This is a genomic window from Pseudomonas sp. NPDC088414, assembly GCF_044753325.1.
GTDB lineage: Bacteria > Pseudomonadota > Gammaproteobacteria > Pseudomonadales > Pseudomonadaceae > Aquipseudomonas.
The window spans coordinates 1-26,449 of record NZ_JBIVMY010000017.1 but is presented as its reverse complement, the minus strand read 5'-3'; the positions used below and the strand labels follow the sequence as shown (position 1 = coordinate 26,449).

Sequence of the window (26,449 nt, the reverse complement as noted above, 5' to 3'; positions counted from 1 at the left end):
ACAACGCATTCCAAATGTAGGAGTGAGCCTGCTCGCGATGAGGCCGGAAAATCCAAGGAAATCTGTCAGTCGTTGATCAGCTTGCCCACCCGGATCGGCTCGCGCCCCGCCACCTTGGCCTGCCAGATCCCCGGTTGGGTGTAACGCCCACGATCAATCGCAAACAGCACGCCGCTGGTGCCGGCGCGCACGGTGGTGAGGCGGTCATTCAACGGATCCACCACCTCGAACAACGCATCACCCTTCTCCACCCATTCCCCGGCATTGCGCAGGAAACTGACCACGCCATGGTGCGGCGCGAACAGATATTCGGTGCCTTCGAAGGGCATGCCTTCGCAGCATTCCTGCGGCGCCGCCGGCCATTCGCCGCTGATGAATCCTTGCTCGGCGAGAAAGCCGAGAATCGCTTCAGAATTGGCCTGCGCCTGATCAACCCGGGTGTCGCCCATGCTGCCCAGTTCCAGGGTGGTGGCAAGATTCGCCGGAGGAATCGCCGCGTTCGGGAACGCCCGCGCCAGACGCAGCCACGGCGATGAGCACGACTCGTCGAACGAACTGCCACCGGAGTCTTCACACAGCAAGGCCACGCCAGCCTTCAGTCGCGCCGCCAGCGATTGCCAGCGCGGCCAGTGCTGCGGCAGTGCGTAAATGTGAATCGCCGCGTCAAAATCGCAATGCAGATCAAGGGTGATGTCGGCGTCGCAGGCATGGCGCAGCAGCAAGCGGTGCAGCGCTTCCAGTTGCGAGGCCGGGACCGGCAGCTCGTCAAGCACCTGACCCATGGTCTGGCGGATCAACGCGATATTGGCTTCGGCATCACTGCCCAGCCGCTCGCCGATTCGCGCCGCCACTGGCGCGCTGAGTTCAACGAACGAGCGGTTGAAATTCTTCCCGCTGCCCAGCTCGAAGCGCCCCATGTGACTGCCTTGCAGATGCTGGTCGAGGCCGATCGGATTGGCCACCGGCACCAGCTCGATCACCCCTTGCAGGCGACCCTGCTGTTCCAGTTCGCTGAGGCGCTGCTTGAGTTCCCACGCGGTGCGCATGCCCGGCAGTTCGTCGGCGTGCAGACTGGCCTGAATATACACCTTGCGGCTGCCGGCGCCGTAACGGAAGACGCTGAGGGAACGTTCGCTGCCCAGATGGCTCCAGGGCAGGACATGGTCGATGCGTTGCATGAGAAAACTCCTGAATGGCTGGATCACGCAGATCCCCTGTAGGAGTGAGCCTGCTCGCGATAGCGGTGTGTCAGGCACCAAAGCGGCTGAATGTTAAACCGCTATCGCGAGCAGGCTCACTCCTACAGGGTTCTCCTATGAATCAGAGCACAAAAAAAGTGGCCACCGCATTCACGGGGCCACTTTTTTCTACAGCGTATTAATGGCCGTACACGTCAAAGTCGAAGTACTTGTCCTGGACTTTCTTGTACTCGCCATTGGCGCGGATTTCGGTGATGGCCTTGTTGAATTTCTCCGCCAGTTCGGTATCGCCCTTGCGCACCGCGATGCCGGCGCCACCGCCGAAGTACTTGGCGTCTTCATAGGTCGGGCCGACGAATTCGAAGCCTTTACCGGCATCGGTCTTCAGGAAACCGTCGCTGAGGTTGACCGAGTCGGCCAGCATCGCGTCGAGACGACCGGACTTCATATCCAGGTTGGCTTCCTGTTGCGAACCATAGCGCACCACTTCAAACCCGGCGTCTTTGGCCATGTCGGTGGCATAACGGTCGTGGGTACTGGCGCGCAGCACGCCGACCTTCTTGCCCTTGAGCTGGGTCAGCGGATCAGTGATGCCCGAGCCTTCCTTCATCACGAAACGCGCCGGGGTGTGGTAGTACTTGATGGTGAAATCGACGTTTTTCTTGCGGTCGTCGGTGATGGTCATCGAGGACAGGATCGCGTCAATCTTCTTCACTTTGAGTGCCGGGATCAGGCCATCGAATTCCTGCTCGACCCATACGCATTTGACGTCCATCTGTTTGCACAGGGCATCGCCGATATCGACGTCGAACCCGGTGAGTTTGCCGTCAGCGGTTTTCATCGAGAATGGCGGGTAAGCGGCTTCAATCCCCAGACGAATCGGTTTGGCGTCTTCGGCTACAGCGGTCAGGGACAACATCGACAGTGCCAGGGCACCGAACATCACTAGCTTCTTCATTTATTACTCCTGTGTGCGGAGGCTTTTATTGGCAGCTTTCGATTGGGCGTTCGGTCCTGGCCAATTAGCGGCAAAAACCGACGTGGCCGGCAGTCTATGGCGGCGCGCACAGGGCAAATTGTGTTTAGGCGACAAATACTTACAGAAAATCGGCGCACGCGTTGACCGGGATCAACGCTGCGCCGACATGGTGCAAAGGCTGTAGGACAAATCTTTGAAAATGACAAAAATCACCCGTGTAGGAGCTGCCGAAGGCTGCGATCTTTTGCTCTTGAAAGTCAAAAGATCGCAGCCTTCGGCAGCTCCTACAGAAGCAGTTCAGCATTCGCAGGCGATGGTGGGTTTGGCGGTTTGAGTAGCACTCAAGCTGAAGCCTTCATCGAGCCACCCAGTCACACCGCCAATCATCTCCTTGACCGGGTAACCCAACGCCGCCAGTTTCACCGCAGCCTTGTTGGCGCCGTTGCAGTGCGGGCCGGCGCAATAGACCACGAACAACGTGCTCGTCGAATACTCCGCCAGGCCTTCGGCGGTCAGCGAGCGGGTCGGAATGTTGATCGCGCCCGGCACGTGACCGCGCTCGAACGCCAAACGACTGCGCACATCGACCAGGACAAAATCGACTTCACCGGCCTCCTGGCTGCTGAAGACGTCAGAACAATCGGTTTCAAACGTCAGACGGTTGCTGAAATGCATCAGGGCAATGGCCGACGGTGCGGCAGGAATGTCGCGAACCAGGCTGGTCATGTTAGGTAGCTCCTACGTCAGTTGAGGTGTGAGCAGACTTTATCGGGCCGGCACTTGGCGCTACAGTGGCGCGCAAGACACTCACCGGGAATTTTCCGCCAAATGCCTGACTCACCTGGATTGGTTGCGATTCTGGCCTACGACGGCCTCTGTACCTTCGAGTTCGGCATCGCCGTGGAGATTTTCGGCCTGCCCCGGCCGGAGTTCGATTTCCCGTGGTACGAGCACCGCATCGTCGCCGTCGATCAAGGGCCGATGTGCGCCATGGGCGGGATTCACGTACTGGCCGACGGCGGTCTGGAGCTGTTGGCGCAGGCGCGCACCATCATCATTCCCGGTTGGCGCGACCGCGCGGCCCCGGTGCCGCCGGCATTGATCGACGCCTTGCGACAGGCCCATGCCCAGGGTGCGCGGTTGCTGTCGATCTGCTCCGGGGTGTTTGTGCTGGCCGCCAGTGGCTTGCTCGACGGTCACGGCGCGACCACGCACTGGCGCTACACCGAGGAACTGGCGCGGCGCTTCCCGACGATTGCGGTGGATCCGGATGTGCTTTACGTCGACTCCGGCCAGTTGATCACCTCGGCGGGCAGCGCCGCCGGGATCGATGCCTGCCTGCATCTGCTGGCGCGGGACTTTGGCACCCAGGTCGCCAATTCAGTGGCCCGGCGCCTGGTGATGTCGCCGCAACGCACTGGCGGCCAGGCGCAATTCATCCCCATGCCAGTCAGCGCGACACCCCGCAACGACTTGTCGCGGGTGATGCAGTGGGCCCGCGAACGCCTGCACCAACCACTGGAAGTGCGCGATCTGGCCAGCGAAGCGGCGATGAGCGAGCGGACCTTTCTGCGCCGTTTCACTGAGGCCAGCGGGCAATCGCCCAAAGCGTGGCTGCAACACGAGCGACTGGCCCGGGCGCGGGAGTTACTGGAGAGCACCGAGCACAACACCGAGCAGATCGCCCAGCGCTGCGGTTATCGTTCGGTGGAGAGTTTTCGCGTGGCGTTTCGCAGCGTGGTCGGGGTGCCGCCGTCGGTGTATCGAGAGCGGTTTGGGCGTGGGCTCAAAGCGATTTCCTGAGATAAATTTCCGGACGCCATCGCTGGCAAGCCAGCTCCCACAGGCTTTGCGTCGTACACACCACCTTGTTTCAACTCAGAAACCTGTGGGAGCCGGGCTTGCCCGCGATGAGGCCTGCACCGACAACCTACAAATCAAGGCTTGCGCAACAAATAGGTATCCATGATCCACCCATGCTCGGCCCGCGCCGCTTTGCGCGTGCGCTCGATCTGCTCCGCAACATCCTCAAGCTTGCCACTGATCAGAATCTCATCCGGCGTGCCGAGGTAAGCGCCCCAGTAAATCTCGGTCTGCTGATCCGCCACGTGGTGGTAGGAATCTTCAGCGTCGAGCATCACCACCAGGCTGTCCGTGTCACTCACCTGCCCCGCCGCCAGACGCCGGCCCGTGGTAATTTCGATTGACCGGCCAATGCTGTTCAGCGGCACCTTATGCTGCGCCGCCAACGCCTGAACGCTGGTAATTCCAGGGATCACTTCAAACTCGAAAGCACAGCGGCCTGACGCCAGAATCGCCTGCAGAATACGGATAGTGCTGTCATACAGTGCCGGGTCGCCCCACACCAGAAAACCGCCGCATTCGTTGTCAGCCAATTCTTCATTGATCAGCCGCTCGAAGGTTTCTTGCTTGGCGCGGTTCAGATCATCGACCGCGCGGGTGTAGTCCACCTCGCCGCGTTCGCGCTCCGGGCTGTGGGCTTCGACGAAGCGATACGCAGGATCGGTGATGTAGCGCGCGCAGATTTCCCGTCGCAGATCAATCAATTTGTCCTTGCTCTGGCCTTTATCCAGCAGAAAGAACACGTCGACCTGATTCAGCGCTTTTACCGCCTGCATCGTGATGTAGTCGGGATTTCCGGCGCCGATGCCGATGACCAGCAGTTGTTTCATCACAGTGCTCCCGCAAGATCGATACCCGACAAGCGTAGCCGCCAGATACCGTTGAACCGCAGTTCAACAACTGACAACGGTTCAACATCAATCGCGTTGAACGCTGCGCCCTGCAGCACCTGCAGTAATGCTGCGCGCACCACAAACGGATGGGTGATGGCGACGATATGCCCCGGCGCACCTTGCAGGCTGGCCAGCCACGCCGCCACACGCTCGCCCAATTGCCTTACCGACTCGCCACCATGGGGTGCCGCCTGCGGATCACTGATCCACGCCTGCAAAGCCTCGGCCTCGCGCCGTTGCAGATCCTTGATCGCTTGCCCGTGCCAGCGCCCCCAATCGCAATCGCGCAGCGCTTCGTCCACTTGCGGCGCCGCACCGAACCATTCGGCAGTCTGGCGGGTGCGCAATTCCGGCCCGCACAACACACGGTTGGCGCTGGCGAATTGTGTGGCCAACGCACCGGGCGCCAATGGCAGATGTTCAACAGGCTCGTTCGTAGGAAAACGCGACAATTTCTGTGCGACGGTTCGAGCGTGGCAAATCAAAGTCAAACGGGTGGATTGCACGGTATTGCACTCGATGGACATCCGGTAAATCGGCGGCAAACGGCCGGTCTTGCGGCAATTGTGCCGCAAACCGGGCGTTGCAGGGGATCCCGGGAATTTCTGGCCTGACATGTTGAAGGCGAAAAAACGGCAATGTCTGACACGCCGATGGGCAATGGACTACAAGGATCGGCGACAACTGTGTAGGCCTTGTTGCACATGGCTCTGAGGTTATTTAAACGCTGAATCGCTACCGCTAAAAATTCACTAGACATGTAACCTGAGTTACATAAATACTGTTTTAACGGATTATGAAACGAATTCAACACCCTTCCCCTTCATCCAGCAGGAGCCCGGATGCCGCCTCTCAGAGACTTGATCACCGATCCCGGCCTGGAGCTGACGCCGTCTGAGCGCAAAGTGATTCGCGCCCTGCTCGACCAGTATCCACGCAATGGCCTGGGTCCGATGGCGCGTCTGGCCGAGCACGCCGGCGTCAGTGATCCGACCATCGTACGGCTGGTGAAGAAGCTCGGATTCGGCGGTTATGCCGAGTTTCAGGACGCCCTGCTCAGCGACATGGATCACCGCCTGCGTTCGCCGCGCACCCTGTTGCAGCCCCGTTCGCACCTGAACAAGGATGATGCCTGGGGCCATTATCTGGCCGACAGCCAACGGCTGATGGTGGAAACCCAGGCCCTGACACAACCTGAAGACGTGCGCATTCTGCTCGACTGGCTGCTCGACACCCGGCACCAGATCTACTGCTTCGGCGGGCGCTTCAGCAGCCTGATGGCCAACTACCTGCTCAACCACTTGCGCCTGCTGCGACCCGGCTGCTTTGCGCTGGAAGACAACGCGCAACTGCCCGACCGCCTGTTCGATCTGCAACGCCAGGACGTGGTGCTGCTGTTCGACTATCGGCGCTACCAGTCCCAGGCCCTGCGGGTGGCCTCGGCGGCGAAGAACAACAACGCGCGGGTGGTGCTGTTCACCGACATCTATGCCTCGCCGCTGCGTGAACTGGCTGACCTGATCATCAGTGCTCCGGTGGAATCGGCCTCGCCGTTCGACACCATGGTGCCGGCGCTGGCCCAGGTCGAGGCGCTGATTGCCTGCCTGACCCTGCGCAGCCCCGATCTGGCCGATCGCCTGGAAGGCATCGACGCCCTGCGCAACGACTTCAACACCCATCTGCTGGAGGATAAATAAGGATGTTCAGTCTTCCCCACCGCTCGCCGCGGGATTTGCCGTTCGTCACCGACCACACCGCGTTGCTGCTGGTGGACATGCAGCGTGCCTGGCTCGAACCGCAGTTCGACCCGCACCTGAACGGCCCGGACGCCGAGTATTTCCTGACCCGCGCGCACATGCAGGTGGTGCCCAACCAGCGCCGTTTGCTCAGTGCCTTTCGCGAAGCGCGGCAGAACGTGTTGCACACGATTATCGAAAGCCTGACCGCCGACGGTCGCGACCGCTCGCTGGATCACAAACTGTCGGACATGCACCTGCCCAAGGGCAGCACCCAGGCGCGGATCATTGATGACCTGACCCCGGTGGAAAACGAGATCGTCCTGCCGAAAACCTCGTCTGGGGTGTTCAACTCGACCAACATCGATTACGTGCTGCGCAACCTCGAAACCCGCCACCTGATCATCGCCGGCATCGTCACCGATCAGTGCGTCGACATGGCCGTGCGGGATGCCGCCGACCGTGGCTATCTAGTAACACTGGTCGAAGACGCCTGCGCCACCTACACCCCGGCGCGGCATGACGCCTGCCTGAACGCGATCAAGGGCTACTGCTGGATCACTGACACGCAAACCGTGCTCGGCCGCTTGCAGGAGATGCGTCCATGAGCGAGCGCCTGACGCCGTTGCCGATGACCACCATCGTCACCACCGACCTGATCGGCATCACCCGTGGCCGCTCGTTTCCCACCGATCAGCTGGAGCATTATCAAGCCGCCGGGTGCGGCTGGGTGCCGGCCAACAGCGCACTGACGCCTCAGGACATTATCGCTTCGACCAACCCGTGGGGCGCATACGGCGATTTGCGGCTGATTCCTGATCTGGCCAGTCGCGTCACCGTCGGCAACGGCCCGGACACCGCGGCACCGGCGCTGGACTTCATCCACGGCGACATCCGCGAGACCGATGGCCAGCCGTGGAGCACCTGCCCGCGCACGCTGCTGCGCGATGAAATCGAGCGCTATCGCGACGACCTCGGCTTGCAGGTCAACGCGGCGTTCGAGCACGAATTCAACCTGCATGCCGGCTTTGCCGAACACCTGGCGTTTTCCCTTGAAGCCCAGCGTCAGGGTGCAGAGTTCGGCGGCTGGCTGCTCAGCGCCCTGCGCGCCGGTGGTGTCGAGCCGGAAATGTTCCTGCCCGAATACGGCAAGCACCAATACGAAATCACCTGCCGGCCGACCCTCGGCGTGGCGGCGGCGGATCGTGCGGTCAACGTGCGCGAGATCACCCGCGAAATCGCCCGGCAAATGGGCGTCGACGTCAGCTTCGCGCCAAAAACCAAGGCCGACGCGGTGTGCAACGGTGTGCACCTGCACGTCAGCCTGCTCGACCTGCAAGGTCTGCCGCTGCTTTACGACGCCGGCACCAGCAACGGTCTGTCGACCCTCGGCCAGCATTGGGCCGCAGGGATCCTGCATTACCTGCCGGCGCTGTGTGCGTTCACCGCACCGACGCCGGTGTCGTATGAGCGTTTGCAGCCGCACCACTGGAGCGCGTCCTACGCGTGTCTGGGGCAGCAGAACCGGGAAGCGGCGCTGCGCATCTGCCCGACCGTCAGCCTGGGCGGCAAATCCGTGGCGGCGCAGTACAACCTGGAATTCCGCGCCATGGACGCCACCGCCTCACCGCATCTGGCAATGGCCGCGCTGCTGATCGCCGGACGGCTGGGCATCGAACAGCGTCTGGCGCTGAACGCGATCACCGATGAAATTCCCGATTCACTCAACGACGAGCAACGCAAGGCCCGGGGCATCGTTGCCCTGCCCGCCTCGCTGGCCCAGGCGCTGGATTGCCTGCGTGACAGTGCAGCCTTCAATCAATGGCTGCCCAAGCCGTTGCTCGACACTTACCACGCCCTTAAAACCGAGGAACTGGCGCTGACGGAACAGCTCTCGCCCGCTGACCTGTGTGAGCACTATGCACGCCTGTACTGAATCCGCCGAGCTGGGGTTGTACACCCGCCCGGTCTACAACCTGAGCCGCGAAGATTCATCGCATCCGGTGATCCTGGTGTGCGAGCACGCCAGCCGCTACATCCCCGAGGCCCTGAACAATCTGGGCCTGGACGATGCAGCCGCGCGCGAACACATCGCCTGGGACATCGGCGCACTGCAACTGGCTGAAAAGCTCTCGGAGACACTCGGCGCGACACTGTTGAGCGCCAACTATTCACGGCTGCTGATCGACCTCAATCGGCCCCGGCATGCCCCCGACAGCATTCCGGCGCAGAGCGAGATTTATCAGGTGCCGGGTAACCGCGAGCTGGACGAAGCCACGCGCGAATACCGGCGCCAGACCCTGTTCAAACCGTTTCACGCCCGGCTGCAGACCCTGATCGACCAGCGCGTTGCGCAAGGCCAGGCGGTACGGGTAGTCGGGATTCACAGTTTTACCCCGGTGTATTACGGCCAGCCGCGTCCACTGGAAGTCGGCGTGCTGTTTGGTCAGGCCAGCGCCTATGCGCAACGGGTGATAGACGGCCTCGGCCAGCACCCGCTGAAAGTCGCGGGCAACCAGCCGTACCGGGTTGATCCGCTGGGCGACATGACCGTACCGGTGCACGGCGATGCCCGGGGGCTGGAATCGGTGTTGATCGAGGTGCGCAACGACCTGCTGCGCAGCCCCGAAGCGGTATCGTTGTGGGCCGGGCGCCTGGCGCCGCTGCTGTAAAGAATGCTGCAAGACTGCTGACGCTGTAACGATGGATCGACATAACAACTAAAACGCTGGATAGGCTGACAAGGAGTTGCGCTTCATGGAAATAGAAGAGTTCGGCTACAAACAGGAGTTGAAACGTAGCCTGACACTGACCGACCTGGTGGTGTACGGGATGATCTTCATGATCCCCATCGCCCCGTTTGGCGTGTATGGCTACGTGAATGCCGAGGCACCCGGGATGGTGCCGCTGGCCTACATCATCGGCATGGTGGCGATGCTGTTCACCGCGCTGAGCTATGGCAGCATGGCCAAGGCGTTTCCGATCGCAGGCTCGGTGTATTCCTACGCGCAACGCGGCCTCAATCAACACGTCGGTTTCATCGCCGGCTGGCTGATGCTGCTCGACTACCTGCTGATTCCACCGCTGCTGTACGTCTACGCGGCGATGGCCCTGAACCATCTGTACCCGGACATTCCGAAGGTCGGCTTCATTCTGGCGTTCCTGGTCAGCGCGACGTTCGTCAACCTGCGCGGGATCACCTTCACCGCGCGGATGAACATCATCTTCCTGCTGGCACAGCTGGTGACACTGGGAATCTTCCTGTTCTACGCCTGGAACGCCCTGCACAACGGTGGCGGCAACGGCGAGCTGACCCTGGCGCCGCTTTATCACCCGGAAACGTTCAACTTCGCCCTGCTGATGCAAGCCGTGTCGATTGCCGTGCTGTCGTTCCTTGGCTTCGACGCGATCTCGACCCTCGCCGAAGAAATCAAGGGCGATCCGGGCAAAAGCGTCGGCCGCGCAGCGCTGATCACTCTGGTGGTGATGGGGGTGATTTTCGTCGTGCAGACCTGGATCGCCACCGATCTGGCCGCCGGCATGGGCTTCAAGTCCGCCGACACCGCGTTCTATGAAATCGCCGAAATCGCGGCCGGCAGCTGGCTGGCAACCCTGACCGGTGTGGCCACGGCGCTGGCCTGGGGCGTTGCGGTGGCGATCACCTCGCAAGCCGCGGTGTCGCGTCTGCTGTTCGGCATGGCCCGCGATGGCAAGTTGCCGAAAGTGCTGGCCAAGGTGCACCCGAAGCACAACACCCCGTACCTGAGCATTTATCTGGTGGCGGTGCTGTCGCTGGTGATCTGCTACCTGTTCATCAATTCGGTCGACACCCTGACCTCGCTGGTCAACTTCGGTGCCCTCAGCGGCTTCATGCTGCTGCACCTGACAGTGATCAACTACTACTGGCGTCGGCAGAAGTCCGGTCAGGTCGTGCGCCATCTGATCTGCCCGGTGATCGGCTTCATCATCGTCGCCGCCATCATGTACAACATGGGCGTCGATGCGCAGAAACTCGGCCTGATCTGGATCGCTTTGGGCCTGGTGTATCTGTTCTTCCTGAACAAGCTCGGCGCCAGCACCGCGCTGCCTGACCCGAGCAATGGCTGACAAGAAAAAGAGCGGCGTCTGACAACAAATCAGGCGACCGCCGCTTTAAAGCGTGGCAACCGACAGTGATAGTCAGGTTCGGTGGGGATCACCGGACCCTTTGATACAGGAGTGCATCCATGCTGGTCTTACGCCCAGTCGAGCCAACCGACCTGCCGCAATTGCAACAGCTGGCCCGCGACAGCCTGGTCGGCGTCACGTCGCTGCCGGATGACAGCGAGCGCCTGCGGGATAAAATCGCCGGCTCCTGCGCCTCGTTCGCCAGCGACATTCAGGCGCAAGGCCCGGAAAACTACTTCTTCGTGCTGGAAGACCTCGACACTCAGCGGCTGGTCGGCTGCTCGGAGATCCTCGCTACTGCCGGTTTCAACGAACCGTTCTACAGCCTGCGCAACCGCCACTTCACCAGTGCCTCGCGGGAGTTGAACATTGAACACGGGGTGCCGGCGCTGTCGTTGTGTCACGACCTCAACGACCACACCTTGCTGCGCGGTTTTCACATCGACAACGCGTTGGTGCGCAGCGCCTTTTCCGAATTGCTGTCACGGGCGCGGCTGCTGTTCATCGCCGCTCACGCACAACGTTTCGCCGATGCGGTGATTACCGAGATCGTCGGCTACAGCGATGAGAACGGTCATTCGCCGTTCTGGGATGCACTGGGCAAGCACTTCTTCGACCTGCCCTACGTCGAGGCCGAGCGCCTGTGCGGCCTGCAAAGCCGCACGTTTCTCGCCGAACTGATGCCGCAATACCCGATTTACGTACCGATGCTGCCTCTGGCAGCGCAGGAATGCATTGGCCGAATTCACCCGGACGGCCAGGAAGCCTTCGACATCCTCGAACGCGAAGGCTTTGAAACCAACAGCTACATCGACCTGTTCGACGCCGGTCCGACCCTGTATGCGCGCACCGCGAACATCCGTTCGATCGCCCGCAGCCAGACCGTCACCGTCCGCCAGCAAGCGCAGATCGGCGCCCGTGGCCATTACCTGCTGAGCAACGACGCCCTGCATGGATTCCGGGCCATCGTCGCCGAACTGAACTACCAGCCCGATCAACCGCTGTCGCTGACGCCGGCACTGTGCGCGGCGCTGAAAGTTACCGATGGCAGCACGGTCAGGCTGACAGCCCTGTGAACCGCGCCCGGTTGCATACCCAACGACAGTGCCCGAACAGGCGCGTACAAGGAGTTACCGCATGATCGTCCGTCCGGTCAAAGTCAGCGACCTGCCAGCGCTGATGACCCTGGTGCAACAGGCCGGTCCGGGGTTTACGACCCTGCCGGCCAATGAGGATCGCCTCGCCCACCGGGTGCGCTGGGCGCAGCGCGCGTTCGCCGAACAGGTTGAACGGGCCGACGCCGATTATCTGTTCGTGCTCGAAGACGACGACCTGCGGGTGGTCGGTGTCAGCGCCCTGACCGGCGCAGTAGGTCTGCGCGAGCCGTGGTACAACTATCGGGTCGGTCTGACTGTGAGTTCGGCACCGGATCTCGGCATTTCGCGGCAGATCCCCACACTGTTTCTCAATAACGAGCTGACCGGCCAGTCGGAGCTGTGTTCGCTGTTCCTGCATCCGCAACACCGCCAAGGCAGCAACGGTCGGTTGCTGTCGTTGGGGCGGCTGCTGTTCGTGGCCGAATTCCCGCAGTTGTTTGGCGAAAAGATGATTGCCGAACTGCGTGGCAGCGCCGATGAACTCGGCTGCTCGCCGTTCTGGGACAGCCTGGGCCGACACTTTTTCAAGATGGACTTCAGCCATGCCGACCACTTGTCGGGGCTGGGCAACAAGTCGTTCATCGCTGAGCTGATGCCGCGCCAGCCGTTGTACACCTGCATGCTCACCGAGCAGGCACAAGCCGTCATCGGCCAGCCGCACCCCAACACCGAACCGGCGCTGAAGATCCTGCGTGCAGAAGGCTTCACGCATAAGGGCTACATCGACATCTTCGACGGTGGCCCGGTGATCGAGGCGCCGATCGGCAACATTCGGACCGTGCGCGACAGCCTGGCGCTGACCCTGAGTCTCGGCACGCCGGACGATCAGGCACCGTTGTGGCTGATCCACAACCGGCGCCTGGAGAACTGCCGCATCACCGTGGCCCCCGGTCGTCTGGTCGGCAATACCCTGGTGGTCGACCGCCTCACCGCCAAGCGCCTGCAATTGCAACCGGGCAATTCGGTACGCGCGGTGCTGCTGCCCAGGCAACAGCAACAGGCGGTAGCGGCCTGATCTGCGGTTTAGCCACTGAAAATCCGCTGACTGCCGATGAAACCTTTCAGCCGCTGGATCCTTCATCAACGCCTCACTCGCAAATTCGTCATGAACCTTGACCCATTCGCGTGATAGCCTTTTCATTCTTCGGCGTTGACACCTTTGCTCAAGCCGTTCCATTCCTTTGTATTGGTGGAACTCGTATGACCAGGCTTTCCCATCAAGATTTGCGCCGTAACTTCCGTCAATTGCTGGCTTCCGACACCTGCTACCACACCGCCTCGGTGTTCGACCCGATGTCCGCGCGCATTGCCGCCGACCTGGGTTTTGAAGTGGGGATCCTCGGCGGCTCCGTGGCCTCATTGCAGGTGCTCGGCGCCCCCGACTTTGCCCTGATCACCCTCAGCGAGTTCGCCGAACAGGCCACCCGCATCGGCCGCGTCGCCCAACTGCCAGTGATCGCCGACGCCGACCACGGCTACGGCAACGCCCTCAACGTGATGCGCACCATCGTTGAACTGGAACGCGCCGGCGTCGCCGCCCTGACCATCGAAGACACCCTGCTGCCGGCGCAATTCGGGCGCAAATCCACCGACCTGATCTCGGTCGCCGAAGGCGTCGGCAAGATCCGCGCGGCGCTGGAAGCCCGAGTCGATTCGGAAATGGCAATCATCGCCCGCACCAACGCCGGGATCCTGCCGAATCAGGAAATCATCAGCCGCACCAAGCAATACCAGGCCGCTGGTGCCGATGGCATCTGCATGGTCGGGGTGCAGGACTTCGATCAGCTCGAGCAAATCGCCGAACACCTGACGGTGCCGCTGATGCTGGTCACCTACGGCAACCCGGCCCTGCGCGACGACAAGCGCCTGGCCGAACTCGGCGTACGCGTGACCATCGACGGCCATGGCGCGTACTTCGCCGCGATCAAGGCCACCTACGACAGCCTGCGCGAACAACGCCAGATCTTCACCCAGGCCTCGGACCTGAGCGCGACGGAACTCACGCACACCTATACCCAGCCTGAGGATTACATCCTCTGGGCCAAGGAATACATGAGCGTCAAGGAATAAGCTGCGGTCAGGACTGGCCTCTTCGCGAGCAAGCTCGCTCCCACAGTGGATCTTCAGTGAACACAGCATTGGTGTTGAACACAGATCCCATGTAGGAGTGAGCCTGCTCGCGATGACGTCGGCACATTCAACACCCATTTAGCCTGACCCGCCGCCTTCGCGAGCAAGCTCGCTCCCACAGTGGAACTTCAATGAACACAGCATTGGTGTTCGGCACAGATCCATTGTGGGAGCGAGCTTGCTCGCGAAGGCGTCAGTTGCAGCACCGCCAATCCGAGGGAGTCAGCGCTTGGCCAACTCCATGATCATCCGCGACAACAGATAAATCCGCGGCGTCACGCTCGCCACTTCGGCGTATTCCTCCGGCGTATGAATATTGCCGCCGACAATCCCGAAACCGTCCAGCGTCGGCGTACCCACCCCGGCGGACAGGCTGGCATCCGCCGCGCCCCCACTACCCTCCTCGGTCAGCTTGCGGCCGATCTCGCCGTAAATTCCTTGGGCCATGGCCATCAAGCGATCCGACTCTGCCGTCTGCGGCATCGGCGGCAACCCGCGTTTGAGGCTGGTGGTGACTTCGGTTTCAGCGATCAGCTTGTCCTGCGACACTCGCGCCAGGTCTTTCTCGATCCGGTCGAATTCTTCCGGCACGGCGGCGCGCACGTCAGCCTTGGCGCTGGCGTGATCCGGAATCACGTTAGTGCGATCGCCGGCCTGGAGCACGGTGAAGTTGATCGTGGTTTTCTTCGCCTCGTCGCCGAGTTTGCCCAGCTGCAGAATCTGGTGCGCCGCTTCCATCGCCGCGTTACGCCCCAGTTCCGGCGCAACCCCGGCATGCGCCGCCTTGCCTTTGACCTCGACCAGCGCCGTCGCGCTGCCCTTGCGCCACACTACCAGACCATCGGCCGGACGACCCGGTTCGAGGTTGAGGGTCACGTCGTGGGCCTTGGCGGTTTTCTTGATCAGGTCGGTGGCGACGTCCGAACCGGTTTCTTCGCTGGCGTCGAGCAGGAAGGTGATTTGCGCGTAGTCCTTGAAGTCCAGATTCTTCAGAATCTTCAGCGCGTAGATCCCGGCGACGATGCCGCCCTTGTCGTCCATCACCCCCGGCCCGTAGGCGCGGCCGTCCTTGATGTGGAACGGGCGCTCGGCCGCGGAGCCTTCCTTGAACACCGTGTCCATGTGCGCCATCAAAAGGATTTTTGCCTTGCCGGTGCCTTTGAAGGTGGCCAGCACATGATTGGATTTTTCCGGGGTATTGGGCACCAGTTCGATGGTGGCGCCGAGCTTCTTCAGCTCATCGATGGCGATCTCGCTGACTTGTTTCAGGCCCGGTTCATAACCGGAACCGGAGTCGATGTTGACCAGCCGTTCCAGCAGTTTCAGGGCTTCGGGCTGATACTGCTCGGCATCCGCCAGCACTTGCTTGTGCGGTTCGGCGAAGGCGCTGGCGGAGCTGAGGACGAGGGACAGGCCGAGGCTGGCGGCCAGCAGCGAGCGGGAAAATGAGAACGTCATGAATCGATCCTTGTTTCGCGTCGGGGGGAATTGAACCGTACCTGACATCGACGCAAGGCTCTATACCGGATGCGACATCTCTGCGGCCGACACCGAACACCTGTAGGAGGAAATTGTGCTGGGCAGTCAGACCGAATCGAGCAGTTCCTGCTTCGGCAGATCATCACTGTTGCAGATCACCCGATTGCGCCCGCTCGCCTTGGCCTCGTACAGCGCCTGATCCGCATCATTGAGCCAACGGGTCGCGTCGCCGTGTGCCGGTTCGTAAGCCGCCAGACCAATGCTCAGACTGACCTTGAGCGCCGGGTTCTGCTCGTAACCCAGGGTGGCGAAACGCTCGCGCAAGGCTTCCATGACCTGCGCGGCATTGAACAGCGGCAGGTCAGGCAGGATCACGCAAAACTCGTCGCCGCCATAGCGCCCGGCGACGTCCGCAGCGCGCAGGTTCTGCTTGAGCATTTTGCTCAACTGGCGCAGCACGATGTCACCCGCCACATGCCCGTAGGTGTCGTTGATCGCCTTGAAGTGATCGATGTCGATCAACGCGATCGCTGCGCCCTGCTGCTGCCGGCGGCAACGTTGAAAGGCGATTTCCAGTTGATCCTTCCACGCGCCGTGATTGAGCAGGCCGGTGAGGCTGTCGGTGCGGCTCAGCGCCAGTAGCTCACGTTTGTGCAGGCCCAGCGTGTAGGCCTGGCGAAAGCAGATCCAGCCCAGCGCCAACGGGTACAGCATCAGCAACGGCAGGCACGCATAGAGCTGCAACGGTGAGGTCTGCGGGATGAACGCCGGGGCGAACACCACCAGGCCGACGCCAATGCCGAGGATCTGCGCGGCCAGGCCCGCCGCGAGAAAACGCATACCGCCGATGGCGACGTTGTTCATCGCCATCATCGAGACGGTGGTGGCACTGGGCAGCGGATTGAACTGCATGGCGGCGACCCAGAAGCCGCCCATAAAGGCGTCAACCAACAGATTGCGGTGTTCCGCATGGTAAGGAACGCTGGCACGACGGGCCCATTGAAACGCCAGGTGCGGCCAGAGCAGGCCATTGAACAGCATCAACGCCCAGACCCACAGCGGCGGGTCTAGCGGGTACATCGCCGCGCTCACGCACAGCAGCCCCAGCACCAGCCCGAGGGTTCGCGATGTATAAAGCCTCCTGGCCAATGAAAGTCCCTTTCCCCCCTTGTTTCGCATAAGGGCCTCGACCACTCAACGGAACCTGCGAACACCGTCAGACGGATGTGCTGGAAGTCTAACAGGCAGCCGTTAAATAGCTATCACCGGCCAGCCGCTGAATACCGCGCCATCGCCGTCGCGCACAGGGCAAATTTTTAGCTATACCTGAAAGGACGAAAACGGAAAAACGACTATAAGAAGGAGGCCCATGCAGACCTACCGAGTGTTGATCATCGGCAGCGGATTTGGCGGCCAATGCGCGGCGGTCAACTTGCTCAAGGCCGGAATCGACGATTTTCGCTTGCTGGAAAGAAGGGACTTTTTCGGCGGCACCTGGTGCCAGAACACCTACCCCGGCGCGGCGGTGGATGTGCCGTCGCCGCTGTACTCGCTGTCCTTCGCGCCGTACCGCTGGACGCAGATGTTCGCCGCCCAGGCTGAACTGCACCAATACACCGAACATGTCATCGAGCGCTTCGGCCTGCGCGAGCGCGTGGCGCTGCAAACCAACGTCGAACGCATCGAATGGGACGACGCCGAACAGCGCTGGGCGGTGCACACCAGCAAAGGGATTTTCTACGCGCAGTTCGTGATCAACGCCTCCGGGCCGTTGAGCCAACCGGTGATCCCGCCCTTCCCCGGCCAGGATCGCTTTGAGGGCAAGACTTTTCATACCAACAATTGGGATCACAGCTACGACTACCGCGGTAAACGCGTGGCCATTGTCGGCAGCGGCGCCAGTGCCGCCCAGGTGATTCCGGCGATTGCCGCCGAAGTCGAGCAATTGCACGTGTTCCAGCGCACGCCACATTGGGTGCTGCCGCGCGCCGATCGCACGTTCGGGCCTTTCCAGCGTTGGCTGCTGGGGGTGAAACCGGCTTACAAGCTGCTGCGCTGGCTGCTCTACTGGCAATTCGAAACCCGGGTCATCGCCTTCAAATATTCGAAACCGGCGATTCACCTGGTTCAGCGTCAGGCGCTGCGTTTTCTCAAGCAACAGGTGCCGGACCCGGTATTGCGCGCAAAACTCACCCCGGACTTCACCATCGGTTGCAAGCGCATTCTGCTGTCCAGCACCTATTACCCGGCGCTGACCCGGCCCAACGTCACGTTGCACAGCCGCGAACAAGGCATCGCCGAAATCGATGAAACCGGGATCACCACCACGGACGGCCAGCACATCGACGTCGATCTGATCGTCTGGTCGACCGGCTACGACGCCACCGACGGCGTGGTCTCCTACCCGGTGACCGGCAGGCACGGCGTGCAACTCAAGGACGTCTGGGCGCAGTACCCACGCGCCTATCTGGGCACCAGCCTGCCGGACTTTCCCAACCTGTTTATCGTCACCGGCCCCAACACCGGCATCGGGCATACCTCGGCGCTGTTCATCATCGAAGCGCAGATGAACTACATCCTCGACTGCATCCACACCCTGCAGTCAAAAGGCCTGCGCAGCATCGAAGTGCGCCCCGCAGCGGAACGTACCTACACTGCAATGATCCACCGTGAGATGGAACGCACGGTGTGGAAGTCCGGCGGCTGTCACAGTTGGTATCAGAGCAAGAGCGGTCATGTGATCGCGATATTTCCGGGCTTCAGTTTCAGCTACTACCGGTTGACCCGGACGCTGAAACCGGCTGACCACATTCTGTCCTGAACACGTAAAAGGAAGACGTCGATGCTTGTGCTGTTTGTCGCTCTCGCGGTTTTCGTGGCCTGGAGCTGGTTGAGTTATCCAGCAATCGGCCATTGGTTGTACGACCTGAGCACGGCGCTCGAGGCCAAGTTGTACAAGTTGCACAAAATCGAGGTGCCGATTGCCGAAATGACCGTCTCGACCTGGCAGGGTGGTCCCTATGAAGCAGCCAGCGCGATCCTGATGCTGCACGGCTACAGCGCCGAGAAGAATCTGTGGCTGCGCTTCGCCAGGCATTTTGTCCGCCAGTACCGGGTGATCATTCCGGACATCGCCGGTCATGGGGAAACCGGGTTCAAGGCCGGTGGCGGCTACGACATTGCGCTGCAGGCCAAGCGCATGATCCAGCTGCTGGACGTGTGCGGCGTGGAGAAAGTCCACGTGATCGGCAACTCGATGGGTGGCTACATCGCGGCATGGCTGGCAGCAACTTACCCGGAGCGGATCGCCTCGGTGGCGCTGATCGACCCGGCCGGCGTCACTGCACCGCAGGCCAGCGACATGGAGCGCCACCTCGCCCGTGGGCATAACCCGTTCCTGATCAACTCCCGGGAAGAGTTCCGCCAGTTTTATGCGATGACCATGGCCTCGCCGCCGTGGGTGCCCGGGCTGGTGCTGGACGCCATCGCCCAGCGATACGAACGCCAGCGTGATGAACTGGAAGAGATCTTCCGCGACTTTCGCGCCAGCCCACCCATGGAGCCGAAACTGGCCGAGATCAAATGCCCGGCGCTGCTGCTGTGGGGGCGCAAGGACCGCTTGATCGACGTCAGCAGCGTGCCGGTGTGGAGCAAGGGCATCGCCAATCTGCGGGTCGAAGTGTGGGATGGCGTCGGGCACATGCCGATGGTCGAACAACCGGGGAATACCGCGCGGTTGTATCGGGAGTTTCTGGGAAACCAGCGATGAGTCCTAACACTATTCTTGTGATGAGGGAATTTATTGTGGTGAGGGGATTTATCCCCGATGGGTTGCGCAGCAGCCCCAGTTCCAGCACTAAGCTGAATCAGAGACACCGCATTCTCTGGGTTGGGGCTGCTGAGCAGCCCGTCGGGGATGAATCCCCTCACCACAATGAATCCCCTCACCACAATGAATTTCCTCACCACCTTAAGTCTTATTCATCCAAAGAATTGAGGTTGGCAGAAGGTTGTGTGAAATGAACATTCTCTACGACGAACGCCTCGACGGCCCGCTGCCGGAAGTGAACAAGGCCGAGCTGCTGAAAACCCTGCAGCGCGCCATCCCGGACCTCGACCTGCTCTGGCGCGAAGACGAGCTCAAACCCTACGAATGCGACGGTCTCTCGGCCTATCGCACCACGGCGATGCTGGTGGCCCTGCCCCGGCGACTCGATCAGGTGCAAACCCTGCTCAAGCTCTGCCATCAACACAACGTGCCGGTGGTGGCCCGGGGTGCCGGCACCGGGTTGTCGGGCGGTGCGCTGCCGCTGGAAAAAGGTCTGTTGCTGGTGATGGCGCGTTTCAACAATATTCTGCACATCGACCCGGCGGCCCGTACCGCGCGGGTTCAGCCCGGGGTGCGCAATCTGGCGATCTCCCAGGCCGCTGCGCCGTACGGCCTGTATTACGCGCCGGATCCGTCCTCGCAGATTGCCTGCTCGATCGGCGGCAACGTCGCGGAAAACGCCGGTGGCGTGCATTGCCTCAAGTACGGTCTGACCGTGCACAATCTGCTGAAAATCGAAGTGCTGACCATCGAAGGCGAACGCCTGACGCTGGGCAGCGAGGCGCTCGATGCGCCGGGTTTCGATCTGCTTGCGCTGTTTACCGGCTCCGAAGGTCTGCTGGGGATCATCACCGAAGTCACGGTCAAACTGTTGCCAAAACCGCAAGTCGCCAAGGTCTTGCTGGCCAGTTTCGACTCGGTGGAAAAGGCTGGCCGCGCCGTGGCCGACATCATCGCCGCGGGGATCATTCCCGGCGGCCTGGAGATGATGGACAACCTGGCGATCCGCGCCGCCGAAGACTTCATCCACGCCGGTTACCCGGTGGATGCCGAGGCAATCCTTTTGTGCGAACTCGATGGCGTCGAAGCCGATGTCCACGACGATTGCCTGCGGGTGCGCGAGGTCATGCTCCAGGCCGGCGCCAGCGAAGTGCGGCAGGCCCGCGACGAAGCAGAGCGCGTGCGCTTCTGGGCCGGGCGCAAAAACGCCTTTCCGGCCATTGGCCGCTTGTCGCCGGATTACTACTGCATGGACGGCACCATCCCGCGCCGCGAATTGCCCGGCGTGTTGCAAGGCATCGCCCGCCTCGGCGCCGAATACGGCTTGCGCGTGGCCAACGTGTTTCACGCGGGCGACGGCAATATGCACCCGTTGATCCTGTTCGACGCCAACCAGCCCGGCGAACTGCATCGCGCCGAAGCGTTGGGCGGGAAGATTCTGGAATTGTGCGTGCAGGTTGGCGGCAGCATCACCGGTGAACACGGGGTCGGCCGGGAGAAAATCAATCAGATGTGCGCGCAGTTCACCAACGCTGAACTGACCCTGTTCCACGCAGTAAAAGCCGCGTTCGACCCGCAAGGCCTGCTCAACCCCGGCAAGAACATCCCGACCCTGCATCGCTGCGCCGAATTCGGCGCGATGCACATTCATGCCGGGCAACTGCCATTCCCCGAACTGGAGCGTTTCTGATGGTTGACGTCGACGCCAGTAGCGCCCTGCTCGATCAGGTCAATGAAGCCCGGGCCAACGCCACGCCACTGAAAATCCAGGGCGGCAACAGCAAGGCATTTCTGGGTCGAGAGGTGGCCGGTGAAGTGCTCGACGTCCGCGCGCATCGCGGCATCGTGCGCTACGAACCGACGGAGCTGGTGGTCAGCGTGCGCGCCGGTACGCCGTTGCGCGAGTTACTGGCGGCGCTCGACGCGGCCGGGCAGATGCTGCCGTGCGAGCCGCCAGCCTTCGGCGAAACCGCTACGGTGGGCGGAATGATTGCCTGCGGTTTATCCGGGCCACGGCGACCATGGTCAGGTTCGGTGCGCGACTTCGTCCTCGGCACCCGAGTCATTACCGGCCTCGGCCAACACCTGCGCTTCGGTGGCGAAGTGATGAAAAACGTCGCCGGCTACGACCTCTCACGCCTGTTGACCGGCAGTTTCGGCTGCCTCGGCGTGCTGACCGAAGTTTCGCTGAAAGTCCTGCCGAAACCGCGCCAGTGCCTGAGTATCCGCCTCGATATCGATTGCGCGCGGGCGCTGACCAGACTGGCCGAGTGGGGCCAGCAACCGTTGCCGATCAGCGGCGCCTGCCATGACGGGCAAAGCCTGTATCTGCGCCTTGAGGGCGGCGAAGGCTCGGTCACTGCCGCGCATCAACGGCTCGGCGGCGAACCACTGGATTCGACGTTCTGGCGCGACCTGAACGAGCAACGCCTGAGCTTTTTCGACGAAGGCCTGCCGCTGTGGCGCCTGTCGCTGCCGAACAATCTCGGACCGCAGGACTTGCCCGGCCAGCAACTGATCGACTGGGCCGGTGCGCAACGCTGGCTGAAGTCCGATCACGAGCACATCCAGATTCTTGCTCAGGAACTCGGCGGGCACGCCACCTGCTTTACCCATGGCGCCAGCGACACACCGTTCCAGCCGCTGCCGCGCACGCTGATGCGTTATCACCAGCAACTCAAGGCGCAACTCGACCCGCAAGGGCTGCTCAACCCCGGCCGGATGTACGCGGAGTTCTAGCCATGCAAACCACCCTCAGCGAACAAGCCCGACAACTGCCGCGTGCCGCCGAGGCGGAAAAAATCCTCCGCACCTGCGTGCATTGCGGGTTCTGCAACGCCACCTGCCCAACGTATCAATTGCTCGGCGATGAACTCGACGGGCCGCGCGGACGCATCTATCTGATCAAGCAAGTGCTAGAAGGCGCACCCGCTACCGAGCAGACACAACTGCATCTGGATCGCTGCCTGTCCTGCCGCAATTGCGAAACCACCTGTCCGTCTGGGGTCGACTATCACAACCTGCTCGACATTGGCCGAGCGGTGGTCGATCAGGCCGTGCCGCGCCCCGCCGCCCAGCGCTTGTTGCGCGAGGGTCTGCGCGCACTGGCGCCGAACCCCGGTGTGTTCAAGGGTTTGCTGCGCGTTGGTACAACGTTCCGACCCTTGCTGCCGCGAATGTTCGAAAGCAAATTGCCCCAGCGCTCGCCAGCGTCTGGCACACGCCCTGCTCCGCGCCATGCGCGGCGGGTGTTGTTGCTCGAAGGCTGTGTGCAACCGGGCCTGTCGCCGAACACCAATGATGCGACGGCGCGGGTGCTTGATCGGTTGGGAATCAGCGTCACCCCGGTGGCCGAGGCCGGTTGCTGCGGCGCGCTGGACTATCACCTCGACGCCCAGGCCAAGGGCCTCCACCGCGCGCGGCAGAACATCGACGCGTGGTGGCCGCACCTGGAAAACGGCGCGGAAGCCATCGTGCAGACGGCCAGCGGTTGCGGCGCGTTCATCAAGGATTACGGGCATTTGCTGGCACAGGATCCGCGCTACGCCGACAAGGCGCGGCAGATCAGCGAACGGACGCTGGATCTGGTACAGATCCTGGCCCGGGAGCCCTTGGAGACAGTGTGTGCCGCCAGCCAGCGGCGGATCGCCGTGCATTGCCCCTGCACCCTGCAACATGCGCTGAAACTGGGCGGCGCGGTGGAGGCGCTGCTGACCCGCCTGGGTTTTAACCTCACGGCGGTGCCGGACGGGCATCTGTGCTGTGGTTCGGCCGGCACCTATTCGCTGACCCAACCGACCCTCGCCCGGCAACTGCGCGACAACCGCCTCAACGCCTTGGAAAGCGATCGTCCAGACTTGATCGTCACCTCCAACATCGGCTGCCAGAATCATCTGGCCGGCGCCGGACGCACGCAAGTTCTGCACTGGATCGAACTGGTGGATCAGTCGTTGGCAGAATGAAGTTCGTAGGATTCTTCGTTTGCCGCCGCCAGCGAAGGCTGCGATCTTTTCCTCCATCCAAACCGTGACCGTGGCAGGAATTTTTTTCATGACTGTGCAGCCTTTCGTCAGCCCCGACCTGATCCGCCAACGCTTCTCCAAAGCGATGTCCGACATGTACCGCGAAGAAGTGCCGCTGTACGGCGCGCTGATGGAACTGGTGGAACAGACCAATCGCGAAGTGCTGGCGGCTCAGCCGGACATCGCACGGCAGCTCGACAGCACCGGTGAAATCGAACGACTGGACATGGAACGCCACGGCGCCATCCGCGTCGGCACGGCTACAGAGCTGGCGACCCTCGCCCGTTTGTTCGCGGTGATGGGCATGCAACCGGTGGGTTATTACGACCTGACCCCGGCGGGCGTGCCGGTGCATTCCACGGCGTTTCGCGCGGTGCATGAAGCGGCGCTGCAGGTCAGTCCGTTTCGGGTGTTCACTTCGTTGCTGCGTCTGGAACTGATCGAAGATCCCGAGCTGCGCGCGTTTGCTGAATCGGTGTTGAACCGGCGTTCGATCTTTACCCCTGCGGCATTGCGTCTGATCGAGCAGGCTGAGTCAGCGGGTGGGCTGAATGAGGATGAAGCCGCGCAATTTGTCCTGCAGGCACTGGAGACCTTTCGCTGGCATCACAGCGCAACCGTCACCGCCGCGCAGTACCAGACCCTCAGCGCTCAGCACCGTCTGATCGCCGATGTGGTGGCGTTCAAAGGCCCGCACATCAATCACCTGACCCCGCGCACCCTCGACATCGACAGGGTTCAGGCGCAAATGCCGGTGCACGGCATCACCCCGAAAGCGGTGATCGAAGGTCCGCCGCGTCGGCAATGTCCGATCCTGCTGCGCCAGACCAGTTTCAAGGCGCTCGACGAGCCGATTACCTTCACTGACCAGATTGGCACTCAAGGCAGCCACAGCGCGCGCTTCGGCGAGATCGAGCAGCGTGGTGCAGCGCTGACGCCCAAGGGTCGGGCGCTGTATGACCGCCTGCTGAATGCCGCCCGCGATGAACTGGGCGATTTCCCTAACGAAGGCAACGCCGCACGCTACAACGCGCTGATGGCTCAGCACTTTGGCGAATTTCCTGACAGCGTCGAGGGCATGCGCGCACAGGAGCTGGCGTACTTTCGGTATTTCCCTACGGAAAAAGGCTTGGCGGCGGGTAGCCTTAAGTCGGCATCGCTGGAGGATTTGCTCCGCGAGGGCCATGTGAAAGCTGAACCGTTGGTGTACGAAGATTTCCTGCCGGTGAGTGCGGCGGGGATTTTTCAGTCGAACCTTGGGGATGCCGCGCAGACGCACTATGGCGAACACTCGAACCGCCAGGCATTCGAACAGGCGCTGGGGCGTGCGACCATTGATGAACTGGGGTTGTATGCCGAGACGCAGCGGCGGTCGATCGAGGAGTGCTCCCAGGTTTTAAACCTGAAACTGTTCTGACTGTGGCGAGGGAGCTTGCTCCCGCTGGGCTGCGAAGCGGCCCTCGTTTTGGGAGCGCTGCGCACTCCAGCGGGAGCAAGCTCCCTCGCCACAGAATCAAATGTTGCCTCTAGCGCAAGCGTGACAACAACGCGAACGCCGTCTCCTCCGACGACGCCGGATTCTGCCCCGTCAGCAACAATCCATCTTCACGGGTGTAGCTCGACCAATCTGCGCCCTTGGAGAAAATCCCGCCCTTGGCCTTGAGCTCATCCTCCACCAGAAACGGCACCACATTGGTCAGCCCTACCGCCTCCTCTTCGCTGTTGGTAAAGCCTGTCACCTGCTTACCCTTGACCAACGGCTGACCGTCAGCGCCTTTGGCATGGCGCAACACGCCGGGCGCATGGCACACCGCTGCGACTGGCTTGCCACCGTTGTAAAACGCTTCGATCAAGGCGATGGAATGGCGGTCTTCAGCCAGGTCCCATAGCGGGCCGTGGCCGCCGGGATAAAATACGGCATCGAAATCCGCAGCCTTCACCGTCTCCAGTTTGACCGTGGAGGACAGTGCCGACTGGGCGGCGGAGTCCTTGCGGAAGCGATCGGTGGCGGCAGTCTGTGCGTCCGGCTCGTCACTCTTCGGATCCAGCGGTGGCTGGCCGCCCTTGGGCGAGGCCAGCGTCAGTTGCGCGCCTGCGTCCTTGAACACGTAATACGGCGCGGCGAATTCTTCCAGCCAGAAGCCGGTTTTCTTGCCGGTGTCACCCAATTGATCGTGGGACGTTAAAACCATCAGGATTTTCATGTCGTTCTCACTCGATAGGGGGAATGTGCAGACGCCGTCGGCGCGCTCGTGAGTGATTGACCGTCGTGCAGGACGAATCGTTTCAAGCGCTCGACGCTGGCCCTTGGCCTTACTGCGCAACTTCTTGCGCACTTGTTCGGTGAAAAAGGCGACTCATCGCGCTGCAGGCCTTGACTGGCGTGGCTTACAGCCAAGTGCGCAACTTCTTGCGCAGTACTGCGCAAGAAGTTGCGCACTTTCCCTCTCGATTCAGCAATAAACATCGGCGAAACCGCACGCCAGAGCCACTCCACCCCCGGTTGCCGGGACCTTCGACAAACCTGGCACGCTCCTTGATAACAGTCAGGCACCCACCGGGCGATTTCGCCTCCCGGGCACCCTAAATTTATCCGCAAGGAGAGCACCCCATGGCAACACCAGCGTACATGTCGGTTACCGGCGAAAAACAAGGCCTGATCACTGCCGGCGCCTTCACCGCCGACTCCGTTGGCAACACTTACCAGGAAGGCCACGAAGACCAGGTCATGGTTCAGGCTTTCAGCCACGACGTAATCATCCCGCGTGACCCACAATCCGGTCAGCCAACCGGTCAGCGCGTGCACAAGCCAGTGATCATCACCAAGGTCTACGACAAGGCTTCGCCTCTGCTGCAAGCTGCTCTGACCTCCGGCGAGCGCATGAGCGAAATCGTTATCCAGTGGTACCGTACCTCTGCTCAAGGTACTCAAGAGCACTACTACACCACCAAACTGGAAGACGCGATCATCGTCGCCATCAACAACAAAATGCAC

24 protein-coding genes are annotated in these 26,449 nt (G+C 61.7%); 16 read left to right on the top strand and 8 right to left on the bottom strand.

The features are described from left to right. Nucleotides 1-65: 65 nt before the first annotated feature. The 3 genes from ACIP8I_RS15905 to ACIP8I_RS15895 all read right to left on the bottom strand — a co-directional run bounded on the left by ACIP8I_RS15905 (nucleotide 66) and on the right by ACIP8I_RS15895 (nucleotide 2,904). Nucleotides 66-1,178, bottom strand: coding sequence for a succinylglutamate desuccinylase/aspartoacylase family protein (locus ACIP8I_RS15905; RefSeq protein WP_400762288.1), 1,113 nt, complete (start codon nucleotides 1,176-1,178; stop codon nucleotides 66-68). Between the two features lie 199 nt (nucleotides 1,179-1,377). Next, nucleotides 1,378-2,157, bottom strand: a complete 780-nt coding sequence (locus ACIP8I_RS15900) for an ABC transporter substrate-binding protein (RefSeq protein ID WP_007968774.1) — start codon at nucleotides 2,155-2,157, stop codon at nucleotides 1,378-1,380. Between the two features lie 318 nt (nucleotides 2,158-2,475). After that, nucleotides 2,476-2,904 (bottom strand): rhodanese-like domain-containing protein, encoded by a 429-nt coding sequence (locus ACIP8I_RS15895; protein ID WP_400762286.1) that lies wholly within the window; start codon nucleotides 2,902-2,904, stop codon nucleotides 2,476-2,478. A 102-nt stretch (nucleotides 2,905-3,006) separates the two neighbouring features. Here ACIP8I_RS15895 and ftrA point away from each other — a divergent pair, with 102 nt between their 5' ends. Continuing rightward, nucleotides 3,007-3,981 (top strand): transcriptional regulator FtrA, encoded by a 975-nt coding sequence (gene ftrA / locus ACIP8I_RS15890; protein ID WP_400762284.1) that lies wholly within the window; start codon nucleotides 3,007-3,009, stop codon nucleotides 3,979-3,981. Nucleotides 3,982-4,115: 134 nt separating this feature from the next. On the opposite strand, the gene cobF is transcribed toward ftrA, so the two are convergent. Both cobF and ACIP8I_RS15880 read right to left on the bottom strand, forming a co-directional pair. Beyond that, on the bottom strand, nucleotides 4,116-4,871 hold the full coding sequence (cobF, locus tag ACIP8I_RS15885; RefSeq protein ID WP_400762282.1) for a precorrin-6A synthase (deacetylating): 756 nt from the start codon (nucleotides 4,869-4,871) through the stop codon (nucleotides 4,116-4,118). Continuing rightward, on the bottom strand, nucleotides 4,871-5,461 hold the full coding sequence (locus tag ACIP8I_RS15880; RefSeq protein WP_400762280.1) for a histidine phosphatase family protein: 591 nt from the start codon (nucleotides 5,459-5,461) through the stop codon (nucleotides 4,871-4,873). Before ACIP8I_RS15880 ends, cobF begins: the two co-directional genes overlap by 1 nt. A gap of 315 nt (nucleotides 5,462-5,776) precedes the next feature. On the opposite strand from ACIP8I_RS15880, the gene ACIP8I_RS15875 reads away from it, so the two are divergent. The 8 genes from ACIP8I_RS15875 to ACIP8I_RS15840 all read left to right on the top strand — a co-directional run bounded on the left by ACIP8I_RS15875 (nucleotide 5,777) and on the right by ACIP8I_RS15840 (nucleotide 14,064). Further along, nucleotides 5,777-6,631, top strand: coding sequence for a MurR/RpiR family transcriptional regulator (locus ACIP8I_RS15875; RefSeq protein WP_007968763.1), 855 nt, complete (start codon nucleotides 5,777-5,779; stop codon nucleotides 6,629-6,631). 2 nt (nucleotides 6,632-6,633) lie between these two features. Beyond that, complete coding sequence (locus ACIP8I_RS15870) at nucleotides 6,634-7,278, top strand: isochorismatase family cysteine hydrolase (protein ID WP_007968761.1); 645 nt, start codon at nucleotides 6,634-6,636, stop codon at nucleotides 7,276-7,278. Next, entirely contained in the window at nucleotides 7,275-8,606 is a 1,332-nt protein-coding gene (locus ACIP8I_RS15865) for a glutamine synthetase (protein ID WP_400762277.1), read from the top strand. The genes ACIP8I_RS15870 and ACIP8I_RS15865 overlap by 4 nt, the downstream gene beginning before the upstream one ends. Next, nucleotides 8,590-9,342 carry an N-formylglutamate amidohydrolase gene (locus ACIP8I_RS15860; RefSeq protein ID WP_007968758.1) on the top strand — a complete coding sequence of 251 codons (753 nt, stop codon included), beginning with the start codon at nucleotides 8,590-8,592 and terminating at the stop codon, nucleotides 9,340-9,342. The genes ACIP8I_RS15865 and ACIP8I_RS15860 overlap by 17 nt, the downstream gene beginning before the upstream one ends. Nucleotides 9,343-9,427: 85 nt before the next feature. Next, complete coding sequence (locus ACIP8I_RS15855) at nucleotides 9,428-10,777, top strand: APC family permease (RefSeq protein WP_400762275.1); 1,350 nt, start codon at nucleotides 9,428-9,430, stop codon at nucleotides 10,775-10,777. Between the two features lie 119 nt (nucleotides 10,778-10,896). Continuing rightward, nucleotides 10,897-11,913, top strand: a complete 1,017-nt coding sequence (locus tag ACIP8I_RS15850; RefSeq protein WP_400762273.1) for an arginine N-succinyltransferase — start codon at nucleotides 10,897-10,899, stop codon at nucleotides 11,911-11,913. A 61-nt stretch (nucleotides 11,914-11,974) separates the two neighbouring features. Then, a complete protein-coding gene (astA, locus tag ACIP8I_RS15845) occupies nucleotides 11,975-13,009 on the top strand; it encodes an arginine N-succinyltransferase (RefSeq protein ID WP_400762271.1) in 1,035 nt (344 codons plus the stop codon). Nucleotides 13,010-13,194: 185 nt separating this feature from the next. Further along, entirely contained in the window at nucleotides 13,195-14,064 is an 870-nt protein-coding gene (locus tag ACIP8I_RS15840) for an oxaloacetate decarboxylase (RefSeq protein ID WP_007968750.1), read from the top strand. A gap of 282 nt (nucleotides 14,065-14,346) precedes the next feature. Here ACIP8I_RS15840 and ACIP8I_RS15835 read toward each other — a convergent pair whose 3' ends face one another. Then, nucleotides 14,347-15,582 (bottom strand): M20/M25/M40 family metallo-hydrolase, encoded by a 1,236-nt coding sequence (locus tag ACIP8I_RS15835; RefSeq protein WP_400762269.1) that lies wholly within the window; start codon nucleotides 15,580-15,582, stop codon nucleotides 14,347-14,349. A 126-nt stretch (nucleotides 15,583-15,708) separates the two neighbouring features. Then, nucleotides 15,709-16,782 (bottom strand): diguanylate cyclase, encoded by a 1,074-nt coding sequence (locus tag ACIP8I_RS15830; RefSeq protein WP_400762267.1) that lies wholly within the window; start codon nucleotides 16,780-16,782, stop codon nucleotides 15,709-15,711. A gap of 190 nt (nucleotides 16,783-16,972) precedes the next feature. Here ACIP8I_RS15830 and ACIP8I_RS15825 point away from each other — a divergent pair, with 190 nt between their 5' ends. From ACIP8I_RS15825 to ACIP8I_RS15800, 6 genes are all read left to right on the top strand, one after another. Continuing rightward, entirely contained in the window at nucleotides 16,973-18,424 is a 1,452-nt protein-coding gene (locus tag ACIP8I_RS15825; RefSeq protein WP_400762265.1) for a flavin-containing monooxygenase, read from the top strand. 21 nt (nucleotides 18,425-18,445) lie between these two features. Continuing rightward, complete coding sequence (locus tag ACIP8I_RS15820; RefSeq protein ID WP_096796512.1) at nucleotides 18,446-19,372, top strand: alpha/beta fold hydrolase; 927 nt, start codon at nucleotides 18,446-18,448, stop codon at nucleotides 19,370-19,372. A 250-nt stretch (nucleotides 19,373-19,622) separates the two neighbouring features. After that, nucleotides 19,623-21,122 carry a glycolate oxidase subunit GlcD gene (gene glcD / locus ACIP8I_RS15815; RefSeq protein ID WP_400762263.1) on the top strand — a complete coding sequence of 500 codons (1,500 nt, stop codon included), beginning with the start codon at nucleotides 19,623-19,625 and terminating at the stop codon, nucleotides 21,120-21,122. Then, nucleotides 21,122-22,171 (top strand): glycolate oxidase subunit GlcE, encoded by a 1,050-nt coding sequence (gene glcE / locus ACIP8I_RS15810; protein ID WP_400762261.1) that lies wholly within the window; start codon nucleotides 21,122-21,124, stop codon nucleotides 22,169-22,171. Before glcD ends, glcE begins: the two co-directional genes overlap by 1 nt. A 2-nt stretch (nucleotides 22,172-22,173) precedes the next feature. Further along, nucleotides 22,174-23,394, top strand: a complete 1,221-nt coding sequence (gene glcF, locus ACIP8I_RS15805; RefSeq protein WP_400762259.1) for a glycolate oxidase subunit GlcF — start codon at nucleotides 22,174-22,176, stop codon at nucleotides 23,392-23,394. A gap of 88 nt (nucleotides 23,395-23,482) precedes the next feature. Next, nucleotides 23,483-24,871 carry a VOC family protein gene (locus ACIP8I_RS15800; protein WP_400762257.1) on the top strand — a complete coding sequence of 463 codons (1,389 nt, stop codon included), beginning with the start codon at nucleotides 23,483-23,485 and terminating at the stop codon, nucleotides 24,869-24,871. 109 nt (nucleotides 24,872-24,980) lie between these two features. Here ACIP8I_RS15800 and ACIP8I_RS15795 read toward each other — a convergent pair whose 3' ends face one another. Further along, nucleotides 24,981-25,658, bottom strand: coding sequence for a type 1 glutamine amidotransferase domain-containing protein (locus ACIP8I_RS15795; RefSeq protein WP_367085069.1), 678 nt, complete (start codon nucleotides 25,656-25,658; stop codon nucleotides 24,981-24,983). A gap of 407 nt (nucleotides 25,659-26,065) precedes the next feature. On the opposite strand from ACIP8I_RS15795, the gene ACIP8I_RS15790 reads away from it, so the two are divergent. Then, nucleotides 26,066-26,449: Hcp family type VI secretion system effector (locus ACIP8I_RS15790; RefSeq protein ID WP_400762255.1), on the top strand; the 384-nt coding region annotated here is incomplete at its 3' end.

Bases quoted from the DNA above. Each gene is read 5' to 3' on its own strand.
- ACIP8I_RS15820 (WP_096796512.1), top strand. From the start codon at position 18,446: ATGCTTGTGCTGTTTGTCGCTCTCGCGGTTTTCGTGGCCTGGAGCTGG.
- ACIP8I_RS15835 (WP_400762269.1), bottom strand. From the start codon at position 15,582: ATGACGTTCTCATTTTCCCGCTCGCTGCTGGCCGCCAGCCTCGGCCTG.
- ACIP8I_RS15895 (WP_400762286.1), bottom strand. From the start codon at position 2,904: ATGACCAGCCTGGTTCGCGACATTCCTGCCGCACCGTCGGCCATTGCC.
- ACIP8I_RS15825 (WP_400762265.1), top strand. From the start codon at position 16,973: ATGCAGACCTACCGAGTGTTGATCATCGGCAGCGGATTTGGCGGCCAA.
- ACIP8I_RS15880 (WP_400762280.1), bottom strand. From the start codon at position 5,461: ATGTCCATCGAGTGCAATACCGTGCAATCCACCCGTTTGACTTTGATT.
- ACIP8I_RS15830 (WP_400762267.1), bottom strand. From the start codon at position 16,782: ATGCGAAACAAGGGGGGAAAGGGACTTTCATTGGCCAGGAGGCTTTAT.
- ACIP8I_RS15850 (WP_400762273.1), top strand. From the start codon at position 10,897: ATGCTGGTCTTACGCCCAGTCGAGCCAACCGACCTGCCGCAATTGCAA.
- ACIP8I_RS15800 (WP_400762257.1), top strand. From the start codon at position 23,483: ATGACTGTGCAGCCTTTCGTCAGCCCCGACCTGATCCGCCAACGCTTC.
- ACIP8I_RS15865 (WP_400762277.1), top strand. From the start codon at position 7,275: ATGAGCGAGCGCCTGACGCCGTTGCCGATGACCACCATCGTCACCACC.
- ACIP8I_RS15840 (WP_007968750.1), top strand. From the start codon at position 13,195: ATGACCAGGCTTTCCCATCAAGATTTGCGCCGTAACTTCCGTCAATTG.
- ACIP8I_RS15795 (WP_367085069.1), bottom strand. From the start codon at position 25,658: ATGAAAATCCTGATGGTTTTAACGTCCCACGATCAATTGGGTGACACC.
- ACIP8I_RS15905 (WP_400762288.1), bottom strand. From the start codon at position 1,178: ATGCAACGCATCGACCATGTCCTGCCCTGGAGCCATCTGGGCAGCGAA.
- ACIP8I_RS15855 (WP_400762275.1), top strand. From the start codon at position 9,428: ATGGAAATAGAAGAGTTCGGCTACAAACAGGAGTTGAAACGTAGCCTG.
- glcF (WP_400762259.1), top strand. From the start codon at position 22,174: ATGCAAACCACCCTCAGCGAACAAGCCCGACAACTGCCGCGTGCCGCC.
- ACIP8I_RS15900 (WP_007968774.1), bottom strand. From the start codon at position 2,157: ATGAAGAAGCTAGTGATGTTCGGTGCCCTGGCACTGTCGATGTTGTCC.
- cobF (WP_400762282.1), bottom strand. From the start codon at position 4,871: ATGAAACAACTGCTGGTCATCGGCATCGGCGCCGGAAATCCCGACTAC.
- ftrA (WP_400762284.1), top strand. From the start codon at position 3,007: ATGCCTGACTCACCTGGATTGGTTGCGATTCTGGCCTACGACGGCCTC.
- ACIP8I_RS15875 (WP_007968763.1), top strand. From the start codon at position 5,777: ATGCCGCCTCTCAGAGACTTGATCACCGATCCCGGCCTGGAGCTGACG.
- glcE (WP_400762261.1), top strand. From the start codon at position 21,122: ATGGTTGACGTCGACGCCAGTAGCGCCCTGCTCGATCAGGTCAATGAA.
- ACIP8I_RS15870 (WP_007968761.1), top strand. From the start codon at position 6,634: ATGTTCAGTCTTCCCCACCGCTCGCCGCGGGATTTGCCGTTCGTCACC.
- glcD (WP_400762263.1), top strand. From the start codon at position 19,623: ATGAACATTCTCTACGACGAACGCCTCGACGGCCCGCTGCCGGAAGTG.
- astA (WP_400762271.1), top strand. From the start codon at position 11,975: ATGATCGTCCGTCCGGTCAAAGTCAGCGACCTGCCAGCGCTGATGACC.
- ACIP8I_RS15860 (WP_007968758.1), top strand. From the start codon at position 8,590: ATGCACGCCTGTACTGAATCCGCCGAGCTGGGGTTGTACACCCGCCCG.